Source organism: Aliterella atlantica CENA595 (genome assembly GCF_000952155.1).
Classification (GTDB): Bacteria; Cyanobacteriota; Cyanobacteriia; order Cyanobacteriales; family Chroococcidiopsidaceae; genus Aliterella; species Aliterella atlantica.
The window spans coordinates 374,661-389,162 of sequence record NZ_JYON01000001.1; the positions used below are offsets into that span (position 1 = coordinate 374,661).

At 42.4% G+C, this 14,502-nt stretch carries 20 protein-coding genes; 11 read left to right on the forward strand and 9 right to left on the reverse strand.

Going from position 1 to position 14,502, the window contains the following annotated elements; translation table 11 throughout:
• The first annotated feature begins 9 nt into the window (after positions 1-9).
• Together clpS and UH38_RS01735 are read left to right on the forward strand one after the other, a co-directional pair.
• Complete coding sequence (clpS, locus tag UH38_RS01730; RefSeq protein WP_082065272.1) at positions 10-336, forward strand: ATP-dependent Clp protease adapter ClpS; 327 nt, start codon at positions 10-12, stop codon at positions 334-336.
• Between the two features lie 6 nt (positions 337-342).
• Entirely contained in the window at positions 343-633 is a 291-nt protein-coding gene (locus UH38_RS01735; protein ID WP_045052861.1) for a DUF2103 domain-containing protein, read from the forward strand.
• A gap of 2 nt (positions 634-635) precedes the next feature.
• On the opposite strand, the gene UH38_RS01740 is transcribed toward UH38_RS01735, so the two are convergent.
• Both UH38_RS01740 and UH38_RS01745 read right to left on the reverse strand, forming a co-directional pair.
• The gene (locus UH38_RS01740) at positions 636-959 is read right to left on the reverse strand and encodes a hypothetical protein (RefSeq protein WP_045052862.1); all 324 of its coding nucleotides are present in this window, start codon (positions 957-959) and stop codon (positions 636-638) included.
• A 266-nt stretch (positions 960-1,225) separates the two neighbouring features.
• Complete coding sequence (locus UH38_RS01745) at positions 1,226-1,705, reverse strand: molybdenum cofactor biosynthesis protein MoaE (protein ID WP_045052863.1); 480 nt, start codon at positions 1,703-1,705, stop codon at positions 1,226-1,228.
• 179 nt (positions 1,706-1,884) lie between these two features.
• On the opposite strand from UH38_RS01745, the gene lepB reads away from it, so the two are divergent.
• On the forward strand, positions 1,885-2,454 hold the full coding sequence (gene lepB / locus UH38_RS01750) for a signal peptidase I (protein WP_045052864.1): 570 nt from the start codon (positions 1,885-1,887) through the stop codon (positions 2,452-2,454).
• A gap of 1 nt (position 2,455) precedes the next feature.
• Here lepB and UH38_RS01755 read toward each other — a convergent pair whose 3' ends face one another.
• Complete coding sequence (locus UH38_RS01755; RefSeq protein WP_045052865.1) at positions 2,456-2,968, reverse strand: helix-hairpin-helix domain-containing protein; 513 nt, start codon at positions 2,966-2,968, stop codon at positions 2,456-2,458.
• 3 nt (positions 2,969-2,971) lie between these two features.
• Positions 2,972-3,358, reverse strand: a complete 387-nt coding sequence (locus tag UH38_RS01760; RefSeq protein WP_045052866.1) for an NINE protein — start codon at positions 3,356-3,358, stop codon at positions 2,972-2,974.
• 259 nt (positions 3,359-3,617) lie between these two features.
• Between UH38_RS01760 and UH38_RS01765 the strand changes: the two genes are divergently transcribed.
• The gene (locus tag UH38_RS01765) at positions 3,618-3,941 is read left to right on the forward strand and encodes a DUF1825 family protein (protein ID WP_045052867.1); all 324 of its coding nucleotides are present in this window, start codon (positions 3,618-3,620) and stop codon (positions 3,939-3,941) included.
• Positions 3,942-4,012: 71 nt separating this feature from the next.
• Here UH38_RS01765 and UH38_RS25235 read toward each other — a convergent pair whose 3' ends face one another.
• The 3 genes from UH38_RS25235 to UH38_RS01775 all read right to left on the reverse strand — a co-directional run bounded on the left by UH38_RS25235 (position 4,013) and on the right by UH38_RS01775 (position 6,665).
• Entirely contained in the window at positions 4,013-4,309 is a 297-nt protein-coding gene (locus tag UH38_RS25235; protein WP_082065273.1) for a pentapeptide repeat-containing protein, read from the reverse strand.
• Positions 4,278-4,589, reverse strand: a complete 312-nt coding sequence (locus tag UH38_RS25815; protein ID WP_160295918.1) for a pentapeptide repeat-containing protein — start codon at positions 4,587-4,589, stop codon at positions 4,278-4,280. Before UH38_RS25815 ends, UH38_RS25235 begins: the two co-directional genes overlap by 32 nt.
• Positions 4,590-4,748: 159 nt before the next feature.
• Complete coding sequence (locus UH38_RS01775; RefSeq protein ID WP_045052868.1) at positions 4,749-6,665, reverse strand: transglycosylase domain-containing protein; 1,917 nt, start codon at positions 6,663-6,665, stop codon at positions 4,749-4,751.
• 301 nt (positions 6,666-6,966) lie between these two features.
• On the opposite strand from UH38_RS01775, the gene tyrS reads away from it, so the two are divergent.
• The 5 genes from tyrS to UH38_RS01800 all read left to right on the forward strand — a co-directional run bounded on the left by tyrS (position 6,967) and on the right by UH38_RS01800 (position 11,645).
• The gene (gene tyrS / locus UH38_RS01780) at positions 6,967-8,187 is read left to right on the forward strand and encodes a tyrosine--tRNA ligase (protein ID WP_407640437.1); all 1,221 of its coding nucleotides are present in this window, start codon (positions 6,967-6,969) and stop codon (positions 8,185-8,187) included.
• Positions 8,188-8,258: 71 nt separating this feature from the next.
• On the forward strand, positions 8,259-8,972 hold the full coding sequence (gene pyrF / locus UH38_RS01785; RefSeq protein WP_045052869.1) for an orotidine-5'-phosphate decarboxylase: 714 nt from the start codon (positions 8,259-8,261) through the stop codon (positions 8,970-8,972).
• Positions 8,965-9,534 (forward strand): hypothetical protein, encoded by a 570-nt coding sequence (locus UH38_RS01790; RefSeq protein WP_045052870.1) that lies wholly within the window; start codon positions 8,965-8,967, stop codon positions 9,532-9,534. Before pyrF ends, UH38_RS01790 begins: the two co-directional genes overlap by 8 nt.
• 44 nt (positions 9,535-9,578) lie before the next feature.
• A complete protein-coding gene (locus UH38_RS01795; RefSeq protein ID WP_045053047.1) occupies positions 9,579-10,343 on the forward strand; it encodes a Uma2 family endonuclease in 765 nt (254 codons plus the stop codon).
• 342 nt (positions 10,344-10,685) lie between these two features.
• Positions 10,686-11,645: an orange carotenoid protein N-terminal domain-containing protein gene (locus UH38_RS01800; protein ID WP_045052871.1), complete on the forward strand. Its 960-nt coding sequence runs from the start codon at positions 10,686-10,688 to the stop codon at positions 11,643-11,645.
• A gap of 16 nt (positions 11,646-11,661) precedes the next feature.
• Here the strand turns inward: UH38_RS01800 and UH38_RS01805 are convergent, their stop codons facing one another.
• Positions 11,662-12,369 (reverse strand): uracil-DNA glycosylase, encoded by a 708-nt coding sequence (locus UH38_RS01805; protein ID WP_045052872.1) that lies wholly within the window; start codon positions 12,367-12,369, stop codon positions 11,662-11,664.
• A 226-nt stretch (positions 12,370-12,595) separates the two neighbouring features.
• Between UH38_RS01805 and UH38_RS01810 the strand changes: the two genes are divergently transcribed.
• Both UH38_RS01810 and infC read left to right on the forward strand, forming a co-directional pair.
• Positions 12,596-13,267: a phosphoribosyltransferase gene (locus UH38_RS01810; RefSeq protein ID WP_045052873.1), complete on the forward strand. Its 672-nt coding sequence runs from the start codon at positions 12,596-12,598 to the stop codon at positions 13,265-13,267.
• A gap of 228 nt (positions 13,268-13,495) precedes the next feature.
• On the forward strand, positions 13,496-14,032 hold the full coding sequence (gene infC / locus UH38_RS01815; protein ID WP_200892252.1) for a translation initiation factor IF-3: 537 nt from the start codon (positions 13,496-13,498) through the stop codon (positions 14,030-14,032).
• Positions 14,033-14,144: 112 nt separating this feature from the next.
• On the opposite strand, the gene UH38_RS01820 is transcribed toward infC, so the two are convergent.
• Positions 14,145-14,354, reverse strand: coding sequence for a heavy-metal-associated domain-containing protein (locus tag UH38_RS01820; protein ID WP_045052875.1), 210 nt, complete (start codon positions 14,352-14,354; stop codon positions 14,145-14,147).
• Positions 14,355-14,502 lie beyond the last annotated feature (148 nt).

Genomic DNA, 14,502 nt, shown 5'->3' on the forward strand with positions numbered 1-14,502 from the left:
AATTTTGTTATGGCTAGATTGCATTCCACCTTTATTCGCGCTATGACAACATCTCCGACAATTGCTCCTGAACGTTCTAGTCAAGTTACTCGAAAGCTCTACCCCAACTACAAAATCATCGTGTTGAACGATGACTTCAACACCTTTGAACACGTAATTAAATGTTTGTTAACTTACATTCCTGGCATGAGCGGCGATAGAGCTTGGGAACTTACCAACCAAATCCATTTTGAAGGACAAGCGATCGTTTGGGTAGGTCCTCAAGAGCAAGCAGAACTGTATCACCAGCAATTAAAACGTGCAGGTTTAACAATGGCTCCTCTAGAGGCAGCCTAAAATAATATGCAACCCGCTCATGCTCGACTTGTTCTCAATCACTCCACTCACATTCCTGGACTGATCCGCATTTTAGAAACTTTAACTAAACATAGCGGCATTCAAACAATTACACCAGGCGTAATTGGTAGAGTTAAAGGTCATGCCCCGCGAATGCAATTAAGAATTTCTGTGCCAATTCGCGGGGGCTTTAAAGTCATCGCCAGGCAGGGTAAAACAGTCCAAGAAGTGTTTATTTTGACTATTTTAAGCCAAGAGCAGTTGACAGATGCGATCGCATCTGCCCTAAAAAAGTAAAATTATTCCTGTACTTGCTTGACTGACAATCTGTGCAAAGGCAAGCATAAAACGCAAGCGAAGGTAAGGAAGTAAGACAAAGCAGAGGTAATTTTCACGCTCATGACCATAACTTCCCAATCTGGTAAGCCAACTTTTTGCATTCCCGCGCAAATACAGTAAACCATCCAGTAAGCAAAAGTCATTCTAAACAGGATTTGTTCGCTTTCTTCTAACTCATTTACTTGCTCTTGTTTCGTATCGATTAGTAACAATAGCCCTGTAATACAAGCAAAGAAAGAAGCGATCGTGAGAAGCTCGTGCCAACCCAAATTTAGCATCTGCATATAGCTGTATATCCCAAGATTTTTTATTCCCATCAGTCTAAAGGAATAGTGCTTGAGGATACAGAATTAGTAACAAACTGCAATAATCAATACAAAAATCAGCGATCGTTTGCAACAAAAAACCTGATGCGTACGGGCGCAATACCAATGCGCTCCTTTCTTAATTACTAATTCGCGCATTAGCCCATTAATACCCCAAAACTAAGTCAGGGCGAGATGTTTGGCTTGAAACCATAAATTACGAATTACGAATTACGAATTACGAATTATTTGGTCACTGCTTCTTCGCAAGCGCCAATACTTACCCAGGTACTAGAACCATCTTGCCAATGCTCTTTTTTCCAGATAGGAGCATTATGTTTGAGCGTATCTATAGCATAGCGACAAGCCTCAAAAGCCTCAGAACGATGCGGACACCCCACCGCTACCAAAACACTAATTTCTCCCACCTGCAAGCGCCCAACACGATGATGAATGACTACTCGCTGCACATTACTCCATTGACGACGAATATCAACAGCAATTTGTCGAAATATCTGTATCGCCATTGGTTCGTAAGCTTGATACTCCAAAGCAACTACTGGTTTACCTTCGGTTTGATTGCGTACCATTCCGCTCATCACTACTACCGCCCCGTTGCCTGGATCGTCGGCTAGGGCGTAAACTTCTGCTAGAGATAAAGGCGCAAAAAATATTCCAAAATTATCTTCTGTAGTTTGAATTGGCGGTATTGTAACTTCAGTCATGATATTTGCTATTTCAACAGTGGGGATACTTTTATTGTGTATGGATTAGCTAGAAATCCTGGCAACCAAGCAGAAATAGTAGAATGAGGTTGCTAACAGCGTCCAATTAAGCAAGCGATCGCGTCTTACTTTAAAATTATTAATTCCTATATATTTAGCTAAGTAGTCTCAACTTTTCTATGACATCTAAAGAACAAAATTCAATCGAAGCGCCATTGTGGCTGCGAGTATGGCGTTCTCAGCAAGAGAACTTTCAACTTATTGTTATTGCTTTATGTTTGGCGCTACTAATTCGCGTGTTTATTGCCGAACCGCGTTATATTCCGTCTGATTCTATGCTACCAACATTGCACATGGGCGATCGCTTAGTAGTAGATAAACTAGCCTATCGTTTCGGTCAACCTGCAACCGGAGATATCATTGTTTTTGAAACTCCCGAACAACTACAAGGTAACTACGCCAAGGATCAAGCGTTTATCAAACGCATTATTGGTACGCCAGGAGAATTAGTTAGCGTCAGCAAGGGCAAAGTATATCTCAACAACCAACCGCTCAAAGAAGACTATATCGCCGAACCACCAGAATATAGATTATTGCCACAGCAAGTCCCCGAACACGAATTTTTTGTCATGGGCGATAACCGCAACGACAGTAACGATTCTCATGTGTGGGGCTTCTTACCAGAAAATAACATTATCGGTCGCGCCCGCTTTCGCTTTTGGCCCCTCAATCGCATTGGTTTTGTTTAGATTAAAAACGCAGGTAATGCATAATCTGACTAACAATTTTCCCTGATAGCGCTAATCGCTGCTGTAAATCTACTAAATTGCGATATTTACCTTGCAGGCGATTTTGAACGATAGTATGAGCTAAAGGTAGCTCCACTCCAGGAATCTCCATTAGTTGCTCAATTGTCGCTGTATTGGGGTTAATTGGAGCAATTGTCGTACTTTCGTCGTAATAGCAAAACTTAATTACTGGTACTAGCGGTTGTAAGTGTTGCACAGAGACACCTAAAGCTGCTGCTATATCTTCTATGCTGTAATACTGTACTCCTGCTTGACTAAGTTGCACCAGACTCCGCGCTTGGTGAATTGATAATCCTGGAAGCCGCAGCCAGTCATCTACACTAGCTTTATTGACATCTATTTGAATGCCCAATGCGGCGGCGGCGTTAATTTCTTGTTGCGATCGCAAGCGGTAATATGGATCGTTGAGAATCTTACTTTGAATAGATTGCGGCACTGGTAGCCAATTATTCATATATCAGGAAATTCGCTCTAGCATTTGGCGGCGCTTTTGTTCAAATTCGTACTCAGAGATTAAACCATCTTCGCGCAAGCAATCTAGCTGACGTAAGGCTTCAGCCATTGCTGAGACGTTATTTTTGGCGGCTATTGCAGGCGAGTATTTTTGCTGCGGCAATTCTTCACCATTAAAATTGCTGTCAAATTCACATTCGTCTTGTAGTAAATACCATACACCTTCTATTGCACTAGCAGCATGAGGTATTGGTGTCCATGACAACAGCAGGTAAACTAACCCCCATATAGGTTGTCCGAGATAAAACTTGTGCAATCCAGCAATAGGGATTAATGTTCCTGTTAAAGCTAATACAGCGGCTATTTTCCGGCTTTTTGGTTTATCCAACATTTTCAGGGCAACTCCAGGCTGCTGACCCGACTAAAATAATTGTCTTTTAATATATCGCAGAAGGCAGAAAGCAAAAGTAGGGTGCGTTTTCAAAACGCACCCTACCAATCAACTTATTGGCTAGCATAAAAATGGCATATAGTCAAGTGATGAAATCTCACTGACGGAGGAATTAAAGCTAAACCTAAAGTCTAGACTAGAATGATACCAGAAGGCATACAAGCTACTGGGCGATCGCACTCAGTTATAAATAAGCGCTATGGGATTTTTTGACTCTGAGATAGTTCAGCAAGAAGCTAAACAGTTGTTTGAAGAATATCAAGCTCTAGTTAAGCTAGGAAGTAATTACGGCAAATTTGACCGCGATGGCAAAAAGCTATTCATCGAGCAGATGGAAGCAATGATGGATCGCTATCGTATTTTTATGAAGCGCTTTGAGTTATCAGAAGACTTTATGGCGCAAATGACTGTAGAACAGCTAAAGACGCAGCTAAACCAGTTTGGCGTTACACCTCAGCAAATGTTCGACCAAATGAATTTTACCTTAGAGCGGATGAAAGCTGAGTTGGAGAAACAAACGTAAAATAGTTTGGAGGTGCTTCAAAACCCTTGTTACACTGTGACATTCTAAGCGATCGCTAATACCTCAATTCCTTAGGGAGCGTGAGTACGAATACTCCCATCAGGCATAATAGTTTCATGGAAGATAGTTCCATCCCAGTAGGCTAAATCAATGCCATCGGCTCCAGTCAAGTCCGCATAGCTAAGATCCGCTCCAGAGAAATCAGTTTCTTCGATAAAAGCTCCTCTAAAAGTAGCTCCTTCCAACTTAGCTTCGATGAACTTGGTTTTATTCAAACTAGCCCCATTGAAGTTAGCATTGCTCAAATCGGCTCCTTTGAACCAGACATGAGCCAGTTCAGCACTTAGCTTCGATGAACTTGGTTTTATTCAAACTAGCCCCATTGAAGTTAGCATTGCTCAAATCGGCTCCTTTGAACCAGACATGAGCCAGTTCAGCACCTCTGAAATTGGCACATCTGAGACTAGAACCTCCCAAATTCAATCCTTCTCTCAATTCAGCACCAGCAAGATAGATACTATCGAGTTGAAATTTGACAGGAGAATGAATATCTTGATTCCAATCGTAAGGGGCATCAATGATAATTCCAGTATTGTAACTCCCTCCAGTTTTGTACCCGCTAATCAAGTCTTCGATAGAGATTCTCATAGCCATAACAGAGCCTCATCAATATAAGCTGAGTTCTTGCTTTAAAATAGTCAAATCCTTGCCCACACTGACAATTAGCAATGATACCTTGTAGCAAAGCGATCGCTATGGGAACATAGTTAAGTGCGATCGCATTACGACTAGCTAAAATCTCTATAACTACGATCTTCTAGGGCGCTCAAAATCGGAAGCTGGTCTAAAATTCTGGGATGGTGAGTTTTTCAAAGCTTTGAGCATGAAATCGCGCCAAATCGGTGCAACAAAAGTACCACCAGTAGAACCCTTACCTAAAGGTCGATAATTATCATTTCCTACCCATACAGCCGTTGCTAATTGCGGTACATAGCCTACGAACCAAATATCGCGTTCGGAAGAAGTCGTACCTGTCTTTCCTGCGGCTGGACGACCGATTTGTGCCGCTTTACCAGTACCGTTATTAATAACTCCCCGCATTACATCTGTTAGCGATGCTGCTGCCCAAGGTTCGAGGACTAATTGAGGTTTGGGCGTATTATCTAGCAATACATTACCCTTACTATCAGTTGCGCGGACAATAATTGTCGGCGGTGACTGCCAACCATAGTTGGCAATAGTAGCATAGGCATTAGCCATCTCCAAAGGAGTTACCCCAATTGCTCCCAAAGGCAAAGACGTGACTGGTTCCATTGGGCTATTAATGCCTAAAATGCGGCAGTTCTCGATTACCTTGTTCATGCCTACAGCACGTCCAATCTTAATCGCTGGAATGTTGCGCGATACTTCCAAAGCTTTGCGGATCGACATAGAGCCGCCAAAGGTACTATCGTAATTTTTGGGATAGTAATAGCCGCTAGCTTCTCTATATCTAACTGGAGTGTCAGCCACAACTGAATTGGGCGTATATTTGCCAGTAGCAAAAGCTGTGTAATAAACAAAAGGTTTGAACGCCGAACCTGGCTGACGGATAGCTTGAGTTGCGCGGTTAAACTCGCTCTTTTTCGGATCGACACCACCAACGATCGCTTTGATAAAATGAGTGCGCGGATCGATCGCTACCAAAGCCATTTGATCGGCACGAACACCTTGTCCGCGTATCCTTCTATGCCACTTAGTCACAGTTTCTTGCGCCTGTGCTTGCATTGTGGCATCTACTGTAGTTTGTACCCGCATTCCCCCTTTTAACATCGCATCGCGTCCGAAGCGCCCGATTAATTCCCGCGAAGCTGCATTTGTTACGTAGGGACTTGCGCTACCTTGGAACGATCTAATCTTGCCTAGTGTTATCTTTTGTTCGCGGGCTTTAGTTTCTTCTTGTGCCGTAATCCAGCCTAAATCTCGCATCCGTCGCAATACAGTGCGCTGCTGCCTTTTTGCCTCTTCCATATTCACAAACGGACTATATTCTTGGGGCGCTTTAATTAAACCTGCCATCATTGCTGACTCAGCTAATGTCAAACTCCCAACAGATTTATTAAAGTAGGTGCGGGCTGCTGTTTGTGCGCCGTAGTTATTATGACCCCAATAAATTTGATTGAGGTACATTTCTAAAATTTGGTCTTTGCTTAAAATCTGCTCGATGCGAATAGCTAGCACTCCTTCAGCTAGCTTGCGGCTAAAAGTCCGTTGGCGGGAGAGAAAGACATTTTTCATCAACTGCATAGTTAGAGTTGAGCTACCTTCTCTAACTTCACCCTTTTGCCAGTTTACTACTATCGCCCGCCCCACACTGACAGGATTTATGCCTTTATGAAAATAGAAATTACTATCTTCGATCGCAATTACAGCCCGTTTTAAATCTGGAGAAATCTTATTTAAAGGTACAACTTCGCGGTTGGCTTCACCGTGAAGACTAGCTAAGAGTTTGCCTTTGATGTCGTATATATAGCTAGTTTCCGCAGGCGTAAAGGTGCGTAAAACTCTTACATCTGGCAGGTTGCGAAAACTAATTGCTAACCCCACTAATCCGCCTGCTGCGATCGCGCTCCCTACCATAGTTATAGCAAGTAGAGTGCCGCCAGTTACTTTACCAATATCTTTTATAAAGTCAAAACTAGGACTAGAACCTTTAGTTTTTTTGCGAACAATGCTTGATGACACAGTTATTTCAATTCCTCACTTGTAATAGCAATGACGTAAAAAAAGCAGAACGCGGATCGGGCTTGGAAAATAAATCTTACTTGGAGAAAAGGTTTATTAAATTTTCAGGAAACAAAGATCCTTAATTTTTGCAATTATAGTAGTCTGACAGCCAAACTACATAAGTATATTTCTAGTGAATGTAATTAATTTAACCAAAAACTTGCCAAAAAGTTGTCTGGAGTCAAGAGAAAATAGCACTTCCCCGTTTCACAGTCAATATTCTCATCGGCTGCACCAAGTAATAAATAATGTTACTGAAATTAAAGGCAATGTCTCCACTGCTAATAATTGGCTGCGTCGAGGTATTACAGAAATTTTCCCCGATCGCCCTGATTCTGACAATCCAGCGGAAAGCCTAGAGTGCTTGCTAGCTAATGCAAATCGACCTTTGCGAGTAAAGTTAGGCATAGATCCAACTGGTTTGGACATTCACCTAGGGCATAGTATTCCAGTGCGGAAATTGCGATCGTTTCAAGATGCGGGACATACAGCAGTTTTAATTATCGGCGACTTTACGGCGCGAATTGGCGACCCTACAGGCAAATCAGAAGTGCGCCGTCAGCTAACTGAGGAGATGGTAGCGCAGAACGCACAAAATTATCTAGATCAAGTCCGCCCGATTTTAGATTTTGACACGCCAGGTAGGTTAGAAGTTCTTTACAACTCCCAATGGCTAGCAAAGCTAGATTTAGCAGAAATATTAGCCTTGCTCTCAACTATGACTGTAGGGCAAATGCTCGCCAAAGAAGGCTTTAACGAGCGCTTTTTGCAAGAAAATCCAATTTACTTACACGAATTTCTCTATCCATTAATGCAAGGCTACGACTCGGTAGCTGTAGATGCTGATGTAGAATTAGGCGGAACAGATCAAAAATTTAATATTGCTGTCGGGCGAGATTTACAAAAGCATTTTGGCAAAAAGCCTCAATTTGGGCTATTAATGCCAATTTTGATCGGTACAGACGGCACGCAGAAGATGTCAAAGTCTTTAAATAATTATGTCGGCTTATCGGAAGATCCGCTGTCGATGTATTCCAAGTTAGAAAAAACCCCCGATGACTTGCTAGAGCAGTATTTTGAGTTGCTGACAGATTTACCATTAGAACAATTACCAGCACAACCGCGCGATCGCCAAAAATTACTAGCTTTAGATATTGTTACCCAATATCACGGCAAGGAGGCAGCTTTGCAAGCCCAGCAAGCAGCTTTATCTTTGGTTGGCGGTAATACTACTGCATCTTCTGCTGTACCGGAATTTTCTTTGTCAAGGTTGCAGTTTCCTACTAAGCTGGCAAATATTCTCAGTGCTAGTGGTTTGTGTAAGAGTAATGGCGATGCTAGAAGGCAGATTCAAGGAGGTGCTGTACGCTTGGATGGAGAGAAAATCGAGCAAGCAGATTTAGCGTTTGATAGTCCTGAAGATTTGTACGATAAGGTTCTCCAGCTTGGTAAATCTAAATTTATCCGTTTATCTCGATAAAAATAAACGTGCTTTCTTTTGTTTTCCCGCGATATATCTAGACGTAGCACTGCTACGTCTCTACATAAAATATGGCATCTTCTCAAATTATTGTTCCTTTGGATGTATCTACCGAAATAGATGCGATCGCTCTTATTGACCTATTACCAGAGGTTACTTTTTGGAAGGTTGGTTTAGAATTATTTGTTAGCACTGGCGCTAATATCTTAAAAACTCTTAAAAGTCGCCAAAAACGTATATTTTTAGACTTAAAACTGCACGATATTCCTAATACTGTGGCTGGAGCAAGTCGGGCGGCGGCTCGTTATGGCGTGGATTTACTAACTATTCATAGCACTTGTGGCAAAGAAGCTTTAACTTTAGCTCATGCAGCTATCCAACAAGGTGCATCTGAGGCAGGTGTCCCGCCGACTAAATTAATTGCGATTACTGTACTTACAAGCTTATCTGCGCGGCAGCTAGCGTTTGAATTGAAGATTCCTTTGGAATTGCCAGATTACGCCTTACAAATGGCTCTAATGGCTCAAGAAGCAGGGCTAGATGGTGCTGTTTGTTCTCCCCAGGAAGTAGGGCAATTGAAAGATAGTTGTGGTAAAGATTTTCTGCTAGTATGTCCAGGAGTACGACCGAGTTGGGCAGATGCAGGCGATCAAAAGCGCAGTATGACTCCAAAACAAGCGATCGCATCTGGTGCAAATTATTTAGTTATCGGTCGTCCTATTACTGCTGCTAAAGACCCTGAAACAGCTTGGCAGCGGATTTGTGACGAACTTGGAGATGTGTAGAGATAAGGGGGCTGGGGGGATCGAGTTTTATATTCTAGCTTTCTGGTTGGGAATTTTTGCTCATTTTTCTGTTAATGCTCAACAAAAGCCTGTTTCTAGTTGCCAACAGCAGGATGTAGAGACACTAACTAACCGATTAATCAAAGATTTACCTAGTTATACTAATCGCGTTACCCAGCGATCGCGTCGTCTTAAAAGAGTAGTTGATATCTACAGCTATGTCCTCTTAGCCGGAAGACCTGAATTTGCGCCATTATCTCTCGGTCCTGGTGTCTATGCTCCTACTGAGCCTACTTCTAGTCAAGAACCTCAACAAGTCTTTATCACAACGTTAGAGCGTCAATATACAGCAGGTAAGTTAGTGCAATTGCAACAATATCATTGGCTATTTTTCACGCGCACAGATAGCGGCTGGCGACTTGCTTTTATGTTTTCTCGTACTGGTAATTATCCCAATAATCGACCGCCTACACCGCCTAGAGAAAGTAGTAATGGTGCAGTTGCTCAAGCTGTGCGGATTTGGTTGCGCGATTGTCAAGCTGGAACTTTGCGTTCTGGTTGAATCAACTTGCTAAACTTACATTAGCGATCGCCCCAAAAGCAATTATGTCTGTTGCCAAAGACTTAGAAATCATTGAAAGTCCGCCAGAAGATGTTATCTTTCCTCCAGGAGATTTATATAGCGACGAACCACCCTTGGAAAGCGACTTGCACCTGTGGCAAATATTTCTCTTGCTGCAATGCCTAGAATGGCACTGGCGAGATAGAAATGACTTTTATGCTGCGGGAAACTTAACAATTTATTACAGCCACAGGCGACGCAAATCTGAGGACTTTCGCGGACCTGATTTTTTTGCAGTTTTGGGAACTGAACGCAAACATCGCAAAAGTTGGGTGGTTTGGCAAGAAGACGGCAAGTATCCCAATATAATTATCGAATTATTATCTGACTCTACGGCTAAGGTCGATCGCGGCTTAAAAAAACAAATCTATCAAGATACATTCCGCACGCCTGATTACTTTTGGTTCCACCCAGAAACTTTAGAATTCGCAGGTTTTTGTCTAATTAGCGGTTCGTATCAGCCGATAGAACCTAACGATCGCGGCTGGTTGTGGAGTCAGCAACTAGAACTGTATTTAGGTATTTGCGATCGCAAGTTGCGCTATTTTACAGCAGAGGGGATATTAGTTCCCACTCCCCAAGAATTCGCCCAAGCACAAATTCAACTAGCACAGGAACAAACTCAACTAGCCCAGGAACAAACTCAGCTAGCCCAAGCACAAACTCAACTAGCAGAAGCACAAACCCAGCGAGCGGAAGCTTTAGCGGCTAAGTTGAGAGAATTAGGTGTAGACCCAGAAAACCTATAAGAATTGTAGTGTGTGTTGCCTTGCCAACGCGCCCTTGTGTCATCTCGCGACTAAGGTGCGAATCGCTACTTGTTACCGCATAAATTGTATTTCGTACAATTAGTTACAAAAACCTTTACAAAAATTATCATCTACGTTACATTCATTACAGCAAAGACCGCAGACAAACAGATTTCTTGTAAAGAATGTATATTGCGTCGCGCGATCGCACGAGGTTAATCAATGCCTCTAGTTTTGCCTGTCTCATCGGCTTGCAAGTTCGTCAGGAAGTTAGCTAGATGGCTGTTGTTGCCATGTTTAGCTGCAATTTTTAGGTAATTAATAATTTTGGAGTCGGTGACAATGACTTATACAATCGAGTCTGCTCAAAGCATTTTTTCTAACACGCAAATTCCCAGCCAAATTCCCGCTATTATCGCGCTATTTGACCAATTAAGTGTAGACGATCGCTTGGCATTACTTTGGTATGCATACACCGAGATGGGTAAAACAATTACCCCCGCAGCCCCAGGCGCAGCCCGCCTGCAATTTGCAGAACGCTTGCTCAATGAAATTAAGCAAATGCCAAACGAAGGGCAAATGCAAGTTATGCGCGAACTTGCTCTGCGCTCCGATACTCCAATTAGCCGCACCTATGGATACTTCAGCGTTAACACCAAGTTAGCATTCTGGTACGAATTGGGAGAATTGATGAAACAAGGACTTGTTACTCCCGTACCAACTGGATATCAAATGTCTCCAGGCGTTGAGGTAGTTCTAGAAGCAATCAAAAAACTTGATGCTGGGCAGCAAATTACTGTACTTCGCAACGCAGTTGTAGACATGGGTTACGATTCTGATGCTGCTAGCAGCGAAAATCGAGCAGCAGAACCAATGTTTAAACGTGCAGTACCAGCGCCAAGCAAAATTACAATTGCTGGCGTTATGGAACCTGCTGTACTTAACTATGTAGAAGCAATGAACGCCGATAACTTCAAGGCTGCTGTCGAGTTATTTACAAGTGATGGTGCATTGCAACCGCCATTCCAAAAGCCGATTGTGGGGCGCGAAGCGATCGCCAAATATATGCAAGAAGAAGCCCAAGGACTCAATATGATGCCTCAACAAGGTATTTGCGAGACTAAAGCAGATGGTTCCAAGCAGATTAAAGTTACAGGTGTTGTGCAAACTCCTTGGTTTGGTGTCAATGTAGGCATGAATATTGCATGGAGATTTTTAATCAATCCCCAAGGCAAAATCTTCTTTGTCGCCATTGATATGCTTGCTTCTCCTCAAGAATTGCTCAATTTGCGTCCTAGATAAGTTTTCGCTCCTTAAATTAATTTTCTAATTCGCTTTCATTAGGTTGAGAGCGAATTTCGTCTAATTTAGTCTTTACTAATTGAATATCTTGCCACATCAACCATTTCGGGCTACCTTGTTCGCGGGATGGGTTTCGCAGTAAATAAGCTGGGTGCAATATAGGCATACACAATCGCCCTTCCCATTCAATCCACGTACCGCGAATTTTTGTAATTCCGCTTTTATTTCCCGTTAAGCCTTTAACTGCGGTTGCACCAGTTAACAAGATAATTTTCGGATCGACTAAGCGGATTTGTTCTAAGATATAAGGCTTGCAAGCGGCAATTTCATCTGTTGTCGGGACGCGGTTATTGGGCGGACGACATTTGATAATATTGCAAACATAGGCATCTTCTTTAGCATCTAGATTGACAGAAGCAAGAATTTTGTCTAATAATTGTCCTGCTTTGCCCACAAATGGCAATCCTGTCTCGTCTTCATTTTGCCCTGGCGCTTCACCTACAATCATTATCGGTGCTTTGAGATCGCCTTTACCAACAACGGCGTGAGTGCGACTGTCTCCCAATCCACAGCGGTGACACTGGTTGCAATGTTGCGCTATCTCAGTTATGTCATTGTACGTACCAGGAGGAATAGGAATTTTGGCATCAGTAGGTATCAACTCTGGTTGAGTTGCTGTTAGTGGCGTGGATTCAAAGAGTGTAAGTTGTTCTTCGCTAGTCATGAAATCGGCTTGTAGCTTCTTTGTCTGCCTCTAATTCTAAACGTTGATAAGGACAAAGCTTGCTTAACATAGCTACGTCAAAAGTTATGAATTTAGGCGAATACTGTATAAAATAAGTCATGATTAAAGATAAGTCCACTATATTGACCGCCCTCGTACAAATTTGAGACGTTTAATTTAGCAGTAATTCAAAACTCATAACTCAAAACTATTATTTTGGGTGCTTATGGCGAATTTTCCCCTATTTCGCGATCGCACTGATGCAGGCGAACAGCTAGCGCAAGTTATTGATGCAACTATCTCGCAGGCAATAGAATCACCTCCACAAGTTGTTTATGCTTTACCTAGAGGCGGCTTACCAGTTGCGCTACCAATAGCTCGCAAACTTAAATGTCCTTTAAGCGTTATTGTCTCTAAAAAAATTAGCCATCCCAAAAATCCCGAACTAGCTATTGGCGCTGTTACTACAATAGGTAACGTATTATGGAACGAACAAAACCCTTATCCCAAGGACTTTGAACCACAAACAGCATTGCAACAAGCAGTCGCTACCGCCGAGGCGCAAATGGCTCAATTTAACCCTGCTTGTCCCCAAGTCTCGGCAACTGGGGCAGTTGCTATCATAGTAGATGATGGTATTGCTACAGGTATGACGATAGCAGTTGCCGCTCAAGCTATTAAAAAGCAACAACCTGCGGCGATTTGGCTGTGTGCGCCTGTTGCTCCTCCCTCATTGCTAAGTTGGCTGCAAACTTGGGGCGATCGCTTAGTTATACTGCATACGCCTGAATCTTTTTTCAGCGTCAGCCACTTTTACCAACACTTCGAGCAAGTCAAAACTATTGAGGCTATTGCTTGTCTGCATCAACAATACGACTGGTTAAGTAAGACGAATTAAAAGAATCTTTACAAACTCTCGCTTGTATGCATTAGCCATTTATAGGTAAAAAATGCTATGTTGAATTGCAAGTACAGAGGAAGTCATCTGTTTGACATTGACTGACTGCATTTAGTTGGAAATACCTTGAGGCTGCAAAGTTTCTAAAGATCGAGCTACTTGCTAATCAGTTGATATTTCAAAGCTTGAAGTCAAGCCAGGTTAGTACCAAACAGTTGCTATTAAATCATAACACCAGTGATAGAAAAAAGAAGAACCCGCGATTTACCCCAAATAAACGAACGAATTCGCTTCCCCCAAATTCGAGTAATCGATAGTGATGGTTCGCAGCTAGGAATTATTACTCCTCAAGAAGCGCTAAAAATAGCTGAAGAACGAGAGCTAGATTTAGTCTTACTTAGCGATAAAGCCGAACCACCTGTTTGCCGAATTATGGACTACGGCAAGTATAAGTTTGAGCAAGAAAAGAAAGCTAGGGAAGCTAGAAAAAAGCAGCATACAGCGGATGTCAAAGAAGTTAAGATGCGCTATAAGATTGAGGAGCATGATTATAAAGTGCGGATCAATCAAGCCGAGCGTTTTCTAAAAGACGGCGATAAAGTAAAAGCGACGGTAATGTTTCGCGGTCGAGAAATTCAACACAGCGACTTAGCAGAAAGTTTGCTAAAGCGCATGGCGACAGATTTACAAGCTTTTGGGGAAGTGCAGCAAGAACCCAAAAAAGAAGGGCGCAATATGATGATGCTAATTTCGCCTAAGAAGTAATCAAGCTTGGCTGTAATTGAAAAGAGACGTTGTTAAACGTCTCTTCTTTTATGGGATGTAGTCCCCTTTTGTCTCATCAAAATAAAGGACTCATACAAGCCAGCGAACTATTTTATCCCTGCTGATAGCCTTCGACTGTAAAGCCAGCAGCGACAATTGCTTGCTTAATAGTTTCTTCTGAGGCGGCTGAATCTACGGTGACAGTTTTATCTTGAACGTTTACATCGACTTTGGCATCTGGTTCCATTGTATGGATAGAGTCTGTAATTGTTTCGCCGCAGCCAGCACACATGATATTTGGGACTTTGAGTTTAAGAGCCATACGAGAATACAAGTAGATTTCAGGCTTTAATTCTAAGGCTTAGAGGTGCGATCGCTCATTACCCTACAGTCAGATCGTGGGAAATCTACCAAAATGCGAAAATATCAATTACAAAATGTCACCATTGTAGAAGAAACGTTTTGTTATT